Below are 13,135 nucleotides of genomic sequence, written 5' to 3' on the forward strand. Positions count from 1 at the left end.
GTTTTCTACCTCTCTGCCACAGCGGCGTTGCTAAGGGCCTCCCGCTCTTCCATCCGCTTTTTCAGCCCGTAGAGAAATCGCTCCGAAGCAATCAGCAGAATCACAAGCCCTTGAATGATGGCAACCAGCTCGGTGGCCACCTTGGCATTGCGGCTCATCACATTGGCACCAACCCGGATATAGGCCAGAAAGAAGGCGGCCAGTGGAATGTTTCTGACTTTCTTCCCGGCCAGAAGGTTAATGAGTATGCCGTCCCACACATAGCTGGGGGCCACATTCCACTCAAACTTGGTGTAAGCGCCGATCATGTGGATGGAACCGCCCAGACCGGCCAGCATACCGCCAATCAGCTGGGATGCGGCAATCACGCCGCCCACCGGGATACCGGCATATTTAGCAAAAGCCGCATTGGAGCCGGTGATGGAAAGCTCCCGCCCATAACGGGAACGGTTCATAACCAACCACATAACAACCACAGCGGCAATCATCAGGATCAGCCCATAATGAATACTGGTCTGGGGAATGAGTGTGCCCAGAGTGGCTGTTTCCTGAAAGGAGATGGAATAGGAACCGTTGTTGGTGTCGATATAGGTATTCCGAATAATCCAGTAGCCCAGATTGAAGGCCACATAGTTCATCATCAGCGAAACAACCAGCTCATTGGCCCCTGTTGCACGCTTGAGCAGCACAGGAATAAGGCTGACCAGCCCGCCAACCACAGTGCCCGCCACAATAATCACAATCTGATGCACCCCCGCCGGGAGAGGCATCCCAATTGCGATCAAAGCAGATACCACCGCCGAAAGATACAAAGAACTGTCGGCAGACATAGAAAACAAGCCGCTTTTGTGCATGACATTAATCGCCATGCCGGAGAAAACCAGCGGAATCAAATCCACGATTACCTTAGAAACATTCCGCCGGGTGCTCAGCGCTCCAAGGAAGAAATTCTGGATTGCCTTCCCGGGATCATCGGCCACCAGTGTAATGATAATGGCCGCAATCAGAAAGGAAAGCGCAACCGCTGTTCCCACCCGCATAATATTATACCAACCGTTTTTCTTGCTCTTGCCCATTGTCGTTTCCTCCCTGTGCGCGGGCTATGCCGTGGCCAGCTTTTCTTGATCATCCTGCTTGAGGCCCAGCATATAAAGGCCCAGCTCTTCCTCGGTGGTGTTCTTCACATCGCTTACCACACCCACAACCTTGCCTTCGCAGACGATGATGATGCGGTCGCTGAGAGCGGTCAGCTCGGTCAAGTCTGCACTGACCAGCAGGAGGGCTTTTTCTTTATCCCTCATCTCCAAAATCTTCTTGTGAATAAACTCCATAGCGCCAACATCCACACCTCGGGTGGGTTGGTTGAGGACAATCATATCAGCATTACTCTCGAATTCCCGGGCAACAATGGCTTTTTGAATATTGCCTCCGGAAAGGCTCTTGATGCTGGTATCCAGACTGGAAGTAACAATCTGATAATCCCCAACCGCCTTGACAGAAAAAGAATCGATTTCCCGGTTGTTCAGCAGCCCCAAGGAGCCGGAAAACTTCCGCAGGAAAGTGGCAATCAAATTATCCCGCACACTCAGCTCGGGGGCACTGCCGTTATAGGCCCGATCCTCGGAGATGTGGGCCATGCCTGCATCACGCACAGTCTTTACAGAATGGTTGGCAATGTTGCTGCCCTTAAAGAAAATCTCGCCGGATTCGGCGGAAAGATTGCCGGTTATAATATTCATGGCCTCCAACTGGCCGTTGCCCTCAATGCCCGCAACCCCCAACACCTCACCCCTATGCAGTGAAAAAGAAAGGTCTTTCAGCCGGTGGGTGCCGAATTTATCGTGATAGTTGAGCTTTTTGGCTTCGAAGATGGTTTCGCCGGGCTTGCAGGGAGCCTGATTGTATTCAATCACCACATCCCGGCCCACCATCAGGCGGGAAATATCCTGCACCGATACATCGGCAACCGAATAGGTTCCAATGGATTTTCCGGCTTTGAGCACGGTGAGCCTATCACAAATCTGCTTGACCTCCCCCAGCTTGTGGGAGATGAAAATGATGGTGTAGCCTTCATGCTTCAGGTTGACCAGCTGGGTAAACAGCTCATCAGTCTCCTGGGGAGTCAGCACCGCTGTGGGCTCGTCCAGTATGATAATGCGGGCGCCCCTGTACATGGTTTTGAGAATCTCCAGCTTTTGCTTCATACCGATGGAGATATCCCGCACCTTTTTTTCGGCATCCACTTGCAGGTTATACTTTTGGGAGATGGCCTTGGTCTGCTCAACAGCCTTTTTACGGTCAACAAACAGGCCGTTGGAAGGCTCCATACCCAAGGTCAGATTCTCCGCCACTGTAAGAGAGGGCACCAGCATTGTGCTCTGCTGAACCATGCCGATTCCGTGTGAAATCGCATCCTGACTGGAAGTGAAGCGAACCTCCTCTCCACTAAGAAGAATGCGGCCGCTTGTAACATCTTCAATCCCGAAGAGACACTTCATCAGTGTGGATTTTCCTGCGCCGTTTTCGCCCACAAGAGCATGAATCTCCCCCTTGCGGATATCAAAGCTGATCTCATGGTTTGCCAATACGCCGCCCGGATATATCTTGGTCAGCTTATCGATTTGCAGCAATATCTCGTTTTCCACGCTTCCACCCCTTCGCTCTATTTCATAGAAAGCCAGCTATCAAGATAGGTCTGCTTATCCTGCTGGAAATTCTCGTTTCGCATTCTGAGCTCCGGGTTCTCAATCAGCTCTAAAACCGAAAGCAAGATCGCCTTGGCAGTATCCAGATAAGTCAACTTTTTATCGGTAATCACAAAGTGGTTGCTGTGGATTCTGCCCTCGTATCCGGCATAGCCAAGCTGAATGGTGGGGATAAGAAAGCCCACATCCCCCATATCACCGGAGGCACCGGAAACGGTTCCGGTCAAAATATCGCTTTTATCGCATACATCCAGCAGGCTGCGGTAAACGATTTCGTTGAGCGCATCCGACTGGCGCAGGGGCATATAGCCAACGGTGCTTTCAATTTCGCATTCCAGCCCCAGCGCCTGGGCACAGGCTTTAGCCGCACGGTCAAACTTTTCCTCTGCGCTGAAAAGAGTTTCGTTGGTGAGGGCCCGCACATAGGATTCCACCACCACAGTATCGGGAATCACATTCATAGCCACGCCGCCGTTGGTGATGATGGGGTGAATCTGAATCCCTGCCTCATAAGGGAACTGCTCATACAGGAAAGAAACAGCCTGCATAAACAGATTGGCTCCATGAAGGGCGTTTTTACCTAAAAAGGGGCTTGCCCCGGAATGCGCCGCCACACCCTTAAAGGTAACCTTTTTGGTAAGGAAACCGGAGAGCACCGAAGCAAAATCGAACTTTTTGGTCAGATCACCCATGGCGTGGGTGCAAAAGACACAGTCGATTCCATCAAAATAGCCATCCCGGATCATGTTCTGTTTGCCGGAATAATAGCGGATTTTCCCCTGTTCCACCAATTTTTGGCGGTATTCCAGCTCAATATACTCCTCAGCAGGGGCGCCCAGATAGGTTACCTTACAGCCCAGCTTGCCTCGTTTCTCCAGCTCATGGAGCACCCGCATAACAGCCAGCATAATGGTGTTCTGTGAGCTGTGCCCGCAGGAGTGAAAAGGGATGGTTTTGCCATTGTCAGAAACAGCGATGGCATCCAGATCGGTAACCAGCCCAATGTGGTAATCACCGCTGCCAATGGTTGCCCGGATGCCGGTCATGGCAATGCCATCCTCATGATCAATGCCTGCCCGATCAAGATACCCTGCAATCAACTGGCTGGTACTCTCTTCCCGAAAACCAAGCTCCGGCAGCTCAAAAAGCTGGTCACCCAGCTCGAAAATTTCCTCCTGTAAAGACAGAAGGAGTTCTTCGGCCTCTCTTTTCCTGCTCAAACGAACACCTCCGAAAATACTTCCTCTTTATTAGCTTTTGCAAAACATGAAAATAAAACGGTTTGTTTTCAACAGCTGAAATACAAAACGTTTAAATATACGGTTGGCATTGTGTATTTTACACTACTATTTTACTACAATTACGGACAACATGCAATCATTGATTGAAGAAAAGGGCCCCATTGCAGATAAACCTCCTTCGCAATGACCCCATTTGTTTCTAGCAAAGAGCCGTCTTTTCGCACCACACCTGTCTTTAAAAACGCATTGTCTAACGGATTGCAAGATTTTTTATTTGGTGATATACTCGATTCATAAGCAAAAATTAAAGGGCCTTTTGTGCCCGGAAGCATGTGAAAGGATTGGCCTTTTTATGAAAATTTTATTTCAAGGTGCCGTGATTATTGGGCACAATGCTGCTATTTCAAACCCCTGTGACATTCTTGTGGAGGAGGGAATCATTCGGCAGATTGCAGATAAAATTGATGCACCCGATGCAGAGCTTGTGGACTGCCACGGAATGGTTCTCTCCCCCGGCCTGCCCAATCTGCACACCCACAGCCCCATGCACATGCTGCGGGGTCTTGCGGAGGATGTTGCCATTGAGGATTGGTTCAACCAGCAGATTTGGCCTTATGAGAGCAAAATTACCGAAGAGGATATTTATTGGGGTTCCATGATGGCCTGCGCCGAAATGATTGACAATGGTGTCACCGCTTTTGCCGACCACTATTTTTCCGCCCAGACCATTGTAAAGGCCGCCATACGCTCCGGCCTGCGTCTGGATTTGGCTGTCACCGCCTTCGGGTTGGATGTGGAGAAGGACATTGCGGATACTCTGGCTCTGCGGGAGCAGTATCAGAACAGCCAGACAGTCAACATCCGTTTCGGGCCTCATTCTCCTTATCTGGTGGCCCCGGATTCTCTCCGAAAACTGACAGATGCGGCTAAAGCCGCCGGTACCGGGATTCATATTCACGCTTCGGAAACCGAATTGCAGGAACAGCAGAGCATAGAAAAATACGGCAAGCGCCATTTCCAGATTATTGCCGAGGCAGGCGGATTTGATGTTCCCTGCATCATTGCTCACGGCCTGTGGGCCAATGAGGATGATTTCCAGCTGGTAGGGCGCGAAACCTTTGTGGCGGCTTGCCCCAAAACCTACCTAAAGCTTGGTGCAGGAAAAGGTCTGCTCTGGGAAAATTGGAAGGCCAAAAATCTCTGTATCGGCACCGACGGCGCAGCCAGCTCCAACAGTGTTCGTCCTTTGGAGCAGGCTCAGTATTTTGCCTTATGCGGCAAGTGGGAAGGCCGTGCTGCTGATTTCCGGGCGGAGGATATTTGGCGTATGCTGATGAACGGCCACAATGCACTGCCTTTTGGCACCGGCAAAATCGCGGAGGGTGCCCCTGCCGATTTGGTGGTGTGGAACCTAAATGCCCCGGCTACCGGGCCGGTTTATTCCCCCATTGCCTCCATTCTTTATAGTGCGGGGGCTCAGCAGGTTGTTCATACTATGGTGGCGGGTAAATTCCTGAAAAAAGATGGTCAGGTGCTGTTGGATATGGACGAGCTTTGCACCAATGCTTCCCGATGCGCCAAAGATCTCTACGAACGGGGCAAGGGCGAGGCGATTGTTCATTTTTAACATTTCTCCATCTGATATCAGCTCGTCATCTCCCTACAGGAATCGGCGACAGAAATCTTTTTCTGGTATTTTAATGACCCGCCAAAGGATTTGGAGATTGAAACCCAGGGAGAATATGCCCCTACTGGTTACTACTGAAAGGCGGGGCGTTCTTCTGCCATTGTGGGGTTATCTATAATTTACAGCGCTAATGGTTCAGGCAAGAATTGCTGCAAACTTCTATCATTCTTGTTTTCTTGAATATTCTACAACATGAAAAAAGGAATCCCCAGGTTTAGCCGGGGGATTCCTTTCTTGATAGTCAAAGCCATTGGGCAAGCAGCTAGATGCCGAGATAAGTGCGCTTAATGCTTTCATTTTCCAGCAGCTCTTCGGCTTTCCCTTCCATAGCAACCCGGCCGGTTTCCAGCACATATCCCCGGTTTGCAACCGAAAGAGCCTGCACCAGATTTTGCTCCACAATCAGGATCGACATTCCCTGCTTGGAAACATCCGCAATAATGGAGAACATTTCTTTCACCACGATGGGGGCAAGCCCCAGAGAGGGTTCATCCAGAATCAACAGCTTAGGCTCCATCATCATAGCCCGGGCAATAGCCAAAATCTGCTGCTGCCCGCCGCTTAGGGAACCGGCCGGTTTTTTTGCACGTTCTTTCAGTATAGGGAACCGATCAAGCTGTTTTGCCATATTTTCGTTTTGGCGTGCATGGCTGTGCTTGTTATAGGCTCCCAGCAAAAGATTATCGGCAATGCTGAGTGTTTCCAAAACACCTCTCCCCTGAGGAATATGAGCGATTCCTAAATTGGCCCGCTGCGAAGTTTTTACTTTAGTCAGGTCAGTGCCTTGATAAACAACCCCGCCTGAAGTGACCGGCACAAAACCGGAGATAATGTTCAGAATGGTGGTCTTCCCTGCACCATTGGGCCCCACCAGCGAGACCACTTCACCTTCCTTGATATGGAGCGATACATCAAAGAGAACCTTGAGGTCTCCATATCCGGCTGAAATGCGGTCTAGTTCCAGCAGCATCTACTCCATCTCCTCTCCGATATAAGCTGTAATAACATCTTTTCTTGCCAGTACCTCCGAAGGGTCTCCTTCTGCCAGAAGCTTTCCCTCATTGAGCACAATGCAGCGGGAGCAAATCTTGAGCACTGCGCTCATCACATGCTCAATAAACAAAAAGCTCATGCCCATCTCCCGGTTGATTCGCTGAATCAGCTGAAGGCTTTCCTCCATTTCGGAAGGGTTCAGCCCACCCAACACCTCATCCAGCATAATCAGCTTAGGGTTATTGGCAAGGATTCTGGAAAGATCCAACCATTTCCGCTTTTCGATGGGCAGCTTGGAGCTCTGAATATCCCGGAGATCATAGAGCCCGGTGCTTTGCAGAATTTCATTTGCTTTAGCGGCAGCCTCCTGCTTGTTTCGGGATTGCAGCGCAATAGTATAAACGTTTTCAAATACGGTCAAGGTGCCGAAAGGCTGGGGAGTCTGAAAGGTTCTGCCAATTCCGGTGCGTGCACGCTCCGCAACACTCATTTTATAAGGAATCTGTTTTTCCTCAAAAAAGATACTGCCAGCATCCGGCCTGTATATGCCCGAAATCAGGTTGACAACGGTTGATTTTCCTGAACCGTTTGGCCCAATCAGGCCAAGGATTTCTCCCCTACGAAGAGAAAAGCTTAGATTTTGCACTGCTTTCAATCCGCCAAAGGAAATGGAGAGGTCTTCGGTCCGCAAAATAGATTCCATATCAGGCCCCTCCCGACTTGGCTTTTTCTTTTTTGCCCCAAGCTTTTTGCCGGAACAGCTGAATCAGTCCATCCGGCATAAACAGAACAATCAGGATGATGCCCAATCCATAAAGCAATTGGCTGCCGCCTCTGGGCCCAAAGAGTACACCCGCAAATTCGATCAGCGGTACCAGAATAAAGGCCCCCATAATCGGCCCCATAATGGTGCCGGTTCCGCCGATAATGGCCACCAGCCCGATTTTCACAGCAACATCGTTTCCGCAAACGCTTGCCGGATCAATAAAGCCCAGAAAGGTTCCGTAAAAAACACCGATGACGCTGGTAATCACCGCACTGAGCTGAAAAGCCCGCAGTTTTACCTTAAAGGTTTCAATGCCCAGAGATTGGGCGGCTGTCTCATTATCTTTAATGGCACGCAGATATTGCCCGGTTTTGGTTTTTTCAAAAATTACGGCAACAAGCGCCACCAAGGCCAGCATAATCAGCATGATGTAATAAAAGGGCACATCGGTTTGGAACATCAGGTTTCCAAAACCGGGTTTGAGCTTATTGGGTGCATACATCCCCGCCGCACCACCTGTTATGCCTTTAAAATAGAGCAGTAGCAGGCGCAATATTTCGGAAAAGGCCATGGTTGCCAACGAAAAATAGGCGCCTGTCAGCTTAAAGGTTCCATAACCGATCATGGTGGCCAAGCAAAAAGAGAGAACCACACCGATCCCGATAGTCAGCCAAGGTGAGATGCCCAAGTATTTCTGGATCATAATGGCTGTATAAGCCCCAATAGCCAGAAAACCGGAATGGCACCATGAAATTTGCCCGCCGTAGCCGCCGATTAGATTCCAAGCACTCCCCAAACCGGCAAAGGCCAGGCAATAGACCAAAATAGAAATATAGTAGTTGCTTTTCACCACCAGCGGAACGCCCAAAAGAATCAGAAGCAATCCAAGGAGAATGAGCGGCTGTCGTTTTAGATTTTTGCGAATCATTATACCGTACGCCTCCTTTGGCCAAACAAGCCTTGCGGCCGGAAATATACAACCAGCAGGAAAAACACAAAGATAGCCGCCGGCCCCAGATCAGGCGATATAAAGGTGGCCACCAGCTGCTCCACTAAGCCGACAAACATGCCGCAGATAAAAGCGCCCTTGATGCTGCCTTCGCCACCCAGCACCACAATCATCAGCGCTGTGGATTTAAAAATCGTTCCCGCTGTGGGCTTGATGTCATAAATGGGTGTCAGCAGAAGCCCCGCTATACCGGCAAGCACAATGCCCATAATAAAGGCAATGGTAAAGGTCCTTTTGGTATCGATCCCCAGCATTTCCGCCACATTGGTTTTTTCCGCCGTGGCCCGCATCACACGCCCCAGAGAGGTGCGGTTCATAATTTCACTGATCACAAAAATCAGAACCAGTGCACAGATAAAAGCAATCAGCTTGGGGACGCTGATGGAATACTCCCCCACATAGATTGACTGTGTGTTAATGGAGGAAGGAATGGTCTTGTAATTGGGCCCGAAGATAATCTGCATGAGGTTTTGCAGAAAAAATGAAAGCCCCACGGTCATGAGAATATAGGCAGTACTGCTCCGGCCCAAAAGTTTTTCAATGGTCAATCGGAAGCAGACATAAGCGGTAACAACCATGGCCGCAATGGCAAAAAGCACCTGCGTATACCCATTTCCTCCAAATACAGCATAGCCGATCCAGGTCATATACATTCCGATCATTAAAAATTCGCCCATGGCAAAGTTGATCATTTTCATAACACCGAAGATTATGGTAACCCCGGTTGAAATCAGAGCATAAATGCCCCCTGCCAGCAATCCGTTGATGATTGCCTGGCCTACAATCCAGCTCACTGCATGCCCTCCTTTTATGCTTTGGATCCCGCTGTGTCAATCAGCCCAAAACCGCAGCTGTTTGCAAGCGCATGACTATATGGCCTGCCTTTGAAAAGCAAGGCAGAGAGGCATCTGGTATCCAAAGGATCCATAAAACCTCTCTGGCAACCATTTTTGCTAGTTCTCTATGTACAGATATTCACGTGAAGCATCCTCACGAGGGAATACGGTGCAGGTAGCAAGGGTTCCATCCTCCAGCTTCTGCCACTGCACAATAACGGGCACTGCGTTAACATTGTTTCCCACTTCATCGAATTTAACATTTCCACGGGCCTGGGTGGTGGGAATATCGGTGGCTCGAATCGCATCCCGCAGGGCAGGGCCTTCGGTTGTGGCGGCACGCTCCAGCGCATCGGCCAGAATCATAATGTTGGCATAAGCGGAAATGGCATGCTCACACATAAAAACGCCGTACTTTTCCCGATAGGCTTCGGGAATCTTTTTCAGCTCCGGGTTATCCTGGACCGAAAGGGTATCCCAGTTGCTCATGGTAACCGAGGTCAAACCAATAACATCGTCTCCCATGGCCGCAGCGGTTTCTGGGAAGTTAAAGCCCGCTCCGCCGCCGATGATAACCGGTGAGTAGTTGATGCTCTTCATTGCATTGATGATCATTTTGGTTTCCTGGGGGAAGCTGGCAATAAGAACCGCCTCTGCGCCGCTGTTTTTCATGTTGGCAACCAGTGCGGAGGCATCGGTCATACCAACGGGGTAGGATTCCTCATAGACCACTTCCATGTTGGCCGCTTCGATCATGGTGCGGTTGCTGTCTGCAATGGAAATACCGAAATCGGAGTTTTCATAAACAATGGCAACCTTGGAGGTGTTTGCGCCATACTGCTCGTTGAGCCACTGGAGGAACTGAACCTGCATCTGGCCAAAGGAGCCGGTTGCACCGCCATAAGCGGTGACCCGGAACAAATACTCAAAGCCTTCCTCTGTCAGGCTGGCGGCGGTTCCCATCAGAATGTAAGGGATTTCGTTTTTCTCCATAATCGGAAGCTGGGGCACCGCATAGGCGCTTCCGCCCACGCCGACAGCCGCTACAATTTTTTTATCAGCCAGCACACGTTCGGTTACTGCCTTGGCCTGCGATACATCAGACATCATGTCGCCATAAACAATTTCCAGCTTACGGCCGCCCATGGATTTAATGCCGCCGTTGTTGTTGATATACTCTACAGCCAGATCTGTGCCTTCCTTATCCCGCATACCCGCATCAGCGTTGGCACCAGAAAGGCTGAAGAACGCGGCCACCTTGATGGGGTCTTGAGAATCACCCGCAGGGGTGCTGCCGGAAGCTGCCTGACTGCTTCCACCTGCGGAGCTTACATTGTTGCCTTGGCAGGCTGAAAGAGAAAACACCAGCATCAGTGCCAGAAGTGCTGTCAAAACTCGTTTAGCTGTGGCTGTTTTACTTGTTTGCATATTGAATAACCTCCAATTCTTATTGAGTGCTCGGTGCCTGCATATATACCGGCGGCGGTTACCGCCCAACATCCCGTCCAAAAGAAATCGGTAAGACTTTGGCGTGCTCTTCCCAGTGTGTTTTTTCATGAAACCGGGGCATTTGCCCGATCATCTCATCTTTGCAGTAAAAGACATCCTGCGCCGAAATGGGGAACTCCACCCGGGTGCCCGTTACAGCCGCTTTGTAGATGCCTGTGATCAGCTCCACAGCCTTGCGGCCTTCAGGGCCGTCAATCATCAATGGTTCCATACCGGATAATGCCTTGATAAAATTGCCGATCTGGGCTGTATGCCCTTCCTCTGCCAGTTCTGGAATTGCATTGTATTGCGCATCCAATTTTCCTATGGCCTCTGTATCCTGCACCGGGAAGCCATTGGGAAGCTCCTTGGAAGCCGCTGTGCGCCAAGGAATTGCCATGCGCCCGCTCTCTGTCTGGAAGATCATTTCCTGCTCTTCTTCGTGGGTAACCAGATTGCAGGTAAACTGTGCCAGGTGGGTGGGATACTCAAAAATGGCCACGCCGGAATCTTCACATTCCGAGTTTTCGTGGGCTACATTGGAAATAACAGCCGTTACCGCCTGAGGCATGCCCAGCATCCACTGCATCACGTCCAGATGATGCACCGCATGGGTGGTAAAACACCCGCCGCCTTCCCTTTCCCATACGCCACGCCAGCGCAGGTTGAAATAGGAATCCCCCCGCCACCACAGCGAATTCACTGTGGCGTGACGAACTGGCCCACCAGTCTTTTGCTCCAGCATCTTTTTGACCTTCATGGTGGGAATCTTATACCGGTTTTGAGAAATAACCGAAAGAATTTTACCGCTTTCTTTTTGTGCCTCAATCATTCGGTCACATTCTTCCAGTGACGCAGCCATCGGCTTTTCCACCAAAACATGCTTCCCGGATTGAAGGGCCGCTATGGCAGTTTCGGCATGCAATCCCTGCGGCAGGCAAATAGAAATGGCATCTATGTGCTGCTGGTTTAAAACCTCACGCAGGCTCCCATAGGCCTGTGCATCCAAATCGGTGCTTTCAATCAGCTCCTGTGCTCTCTGAACATTTTGATCACAGATTGCTGCCACCCTGCAAAGCTCCGGGTATTTTCCATAAGCCTCAACGTGGGCCGGGGCTACCGCTCCCGCTCCAACTATGGCAACTTGCAGCATGGGCCATTCTCTCCTCTCCGGTCTGCCTGTGGTTTGCCTGAATATGGCGAGCCTGCTTTTGGGCCTGAAGTGCAAGCTCAATGGCTAAAAAGGTATGTTCCTGTGTCATGGCAAGCTCGGTGCGTTCCATGCAGTCCTTGATAAACTGCCCAAAAAAGGGAAAACCTGCCTTGCCCGCTGTTTTGAAGTGATACTCGCCTTCACCGTTTACTAAGTAGATATGATCCCCTTCCGGGTCACGGGCAATATCCAGATATTTGCGGATTTCGATATAGCCTTCTGTCCCTTCAATGATAACCCGCCCATCACCCCATGAGCCCAGCCCAGCTGGGGTAAACCAATCTACCCGGAAATATCCTGTGGCACCGTTATCGCAGGTGATGGAGGCATCTCCAAAATCCTGCAGCTTCGGATAAGTAGGATGGGCGAAGTTGCCCACACGGCTTGTTTCGATAACAGCGCTCTTAGCTGAGGTAAAAGCCAGAATCTGCTCGATTTGGTGGCATCCGATATCGGTCAGGATGCCGCCATAACACGCCGGATCAAAAAACCATTCGGGCCGGGTATCCAGTGAGATGCGGTGGGGGCCCCACCCCATCACGTGCTGCACTTTGCCAATAGCACCTTGGCTAATCAGTGCACCTGCATGGGTTGCGGCTTCCACATGGAGCCGTTCGCTGTAATACACACCAAATTTCCGGCCTGTTTCTTTCACGGCCCGGCGTATATCCTCCAGTTGTTCCAAAGTGGTACAGGGCGGTTTGTCTGAAAAAAAATCCTTCTGATGGCGCAGCGCCTCTATACCGATCGCCCCACGGTCACAGGGGATTCCCGCCGAGGCCACCAAGTGTATGCTGTCGGATTCCAAAATCTCTTCCGGGCAGGCGGCTATACCGATATCAGGATACTGCCTGCGAAATGCCTCTATCTTATCGGGGCTTTTATCCCAGACCAGATGCAGGGTTGCCCCGGCCTCCAGCAATCCGTTACACATGCCATAGATATGCCCGTGATCCAAGCCGATGATCCCAACCTGAAATTCCCCTTTGGAACACACCGGCTTGTATTCTCCTGTTGGGGCATAGCCTTGCCCATCTGCCTTCTGCTGCATTTAATTGCCTCACCTCTTGCTGCTGTATTGCTCAAGCCATGTCAAACCGGCCAAAAGCCTATTATAAAAAGGCTTTTACCTCCTGTTACTATATATTTGGTTGGTGGCGCAGCATCCAGTTGCGCCATTATCCATTTCATTGCCTA

General features: G+C 50.6%; 11 protein-coding genes. 1 reads left to right on the forward strand and 10 read right to left on the reverse strand.

The window, feature by feature from the left end:
• Positions 1–5 precede the first annotated feature (5 nt).
• Genes U6B65_06020 through U6B65_06030 form a run of 3 tightly spaced genes read right to left on the reverse strand, consistent with a single transcriptional unit; the run spans position 6 to position 3,925 of the window.
• Positions 6–1,076 carry an ABC transporter permease gene (locus U6B65_06020; GenBank protein ID WRS28687.1) on the reverse strand — a complete coding sequence of 357 codons (1,071 nt, stop codon included), beginning with the start codon at positions 1,074–1,076 and terminating at the stop codon, positions 6–8.
• Positions 1,077–1,100: 24 nt separating this feature from the next.
• Positions 1,101–2,645: an ABC transporter ATP-binding protein gene (locus U6B65_06025; GenBank protein ID WRS28688.1), complete on the reverse strand. Its 1,545-nt coding sequence runs from the start codon at positions 2,643–2,645 to the stop codon at positions 1,101–1,103.
• 17 nt (positions 2,646–2,662) lie between these two features.
• Positions 2,663–3,925: an amidohydrolase gene (locus U6B65_06030; protein WRS28689.1), complete on the reverse strand. Its 1,263-nt coding sequence runs from the start codon at positions 3,923–3,925 to the stop codon at positions 2,663–2,665.
• 373 nt (positions 3,926–4,298) lie between these two features.
• Here U6B65_06030 and U6B65_06035 point away from each other — a divergent pair, with 373 nt between their 5' ends.
• On the forward strand, positions 4,299–5,573 hold the full coding sequence (locus tag U6B65_06035; GenBank protein WRS28690.1) for an amidohydrolase family protein: 1,275 nt from the start codon (positions 4,299–4,301) through the stop codon (positions 5,571–5,573).
• Between the two features lie 322 nt (positions 5,574–5,895).
• Here the strand turns inward: U6B65_06035 and U6B65_06040 are convergent, their stop codons facing one another.
• The 7 genes from U6B65_06040 to U6B65_06070 all read right to left on the reverse strand — a co-directional run bounded on the left by U6B65_06040 (position 5,896) and on the right by U6B65_06070 (position 12,989).
• Complete coding sequence (locus U6B65_06040; protein ID WRS28691.1) at positions 5,896–6,603, reverse strand: ABC transporter ATP-binding protein; 708 nt, start codon at positions 6,601–6,603, stop codon at positions 5,896–5,898.
• Positions 6,604–7,329 (reverse strand): ABC transporter ATP-binding protein, encoded by a 726-nt coding sequence (locus U6B65_06045; protein ID WRS28692.1) that lies wholly within the window; start codon positions 7,327–7,329, stop codon positions 6,604–6,606. It abuts the gene before it with no gap.
• A gap of 1 nt (position 7,330) precedes the next feature.
• Positions 7,331–8,320 (reverse strand): branched-chain amino acid ABC transporter permease, encoded by a 990-nt coding sequence (locus tag U6B65_06050; GenBank protein WRS28693.1) that lies wholly within the window; start codon positions 8,318–8,320, stop codon positions 7,331–7,333.
• Positions 8,320–9,195, reverse strand: coding sequence for a branched-chain amino acid ABC transporter permease (locus U6B65_06055; protein ID WRS28694.1), 876 nt, complete (start codon positions 9,193–9,195; stop codon positions 8,320–8,322). The genes U6B65_06050 and U6B65_06055 overlap by 1 nt, the downstream gene beginning before the upstream one ends.
• 159 nt (positions 9,196–9,354) lie before the next feature.
• Positions 9,355–10,665 carry an ABC transporter substrate-binding protein gene (locus U6B65_06060; GenBank protein ID WRS28695.1) on the reverse strand — a complete coding sequence of 437 codons (1,311 nt, stop codon included), beginning with the start codon at positions 10,663–10,665 and terminating at the stop codon, positions 9,355–9,357.
• Positions 10,666–10,723: 58 nt separating this feature from the next.
• Complete coding sequence (locus U6B65_06065; protein WRS28696.1) at positions 10,724–11,878, reverse strand: Gfo/Idh/MocA family oxidoreductase; 1,155 nt, start codon at positions 11,876–11,878, stop codon at positions 10,724–10,726.
• Positions 11,826–12,989, reverse strand: coding sequence for a Gfo/Idh/MocA family oxidoreductase (locus tag U6B65_06070; GenBank protein ID WRS28697.1), 1,164 nt, complete (start codon positions 12,987–12,989; stop codon positions 11,826–11,828). The genes U6B65_06065 and U6B65_06070 overlap by 53 nt, the downstream gene beginning before the upstream one ends.
• Between the last annotated feature and the right edge of the window lie 146 nt (positions 12,990–13,135).

It is taken from the genome of Oscillospiraceae bacterium MB08-C2-2 (assembly GCA_035621215.1).
Taxonomy (GTDB): domain Bacteria; phylum Bacillota; class Clostridia; order Oscillospirales; family Ruminococcaceae; genus WRAV01.

What these genes read in the sequence shown, in the direction of transcription:
- U6B65_06020 (WRS28687.1), bottom strand. Translation starts at nt 1,076, where the DNA reads ATGGGCAAGAGCAAGAAAAACGGTTGGTATAATATTATGCGGGTGGGA.
- U6B65_06035 (WRS28690.1), top strand. Translation starts at nt 4,299, where the DNA reads ATGAAAATTTTATTTCAAGGTGCCGTGATTATTGGGCACAATGCTGCT.
- U6B65_06040 (WRS28691.1), bottom strand. Translation starts at nt 6,603, where the DNA reads ATGCTGCTGGAACTAGACCGCATTTCAGCCGGATATGGAGACCTCAAG.
- U6B65_06045 (WRS28692.1), bottom strand. Translation starts at nt 7,329, where the DNA reads ATGGAATCTATTTTGCGGACCGAAGACCTCTCCATTTCCTTTGGCGGA.
- U6B65_06050 (WRS28693.1), bottom strand. Translation starts at nt 8,320, where the DNA reads ATGATTCGCAAAAATCTAAAACGACAGCCGCTCATTCTCCTTGGATTG.
- U6B65_06060 (WRS28695.1), bottom strand. Translation starts at nt 10,665, where the DNA reads ATGCAAACAAGTAAAACAGCCACAGCTAAACGAGTTTTGACAGCACTT.
- U6B65_06065 (WRS28696.1), bottom strand. Translation starts at nt 11,878, where the DNA reads ATGCTGCAAGTTGCCATAGTTGGAGCGGGAGCGGTAGCCCCGGCCCAC.
- U6B65_06070 (WRS28697.1), bottom strand. Translation starts at nt 12,989, where the DNA reads ATGCAGCAGAAGGCAGATGGGCAAGGCTATGCCCCAACAGGAGAATAC.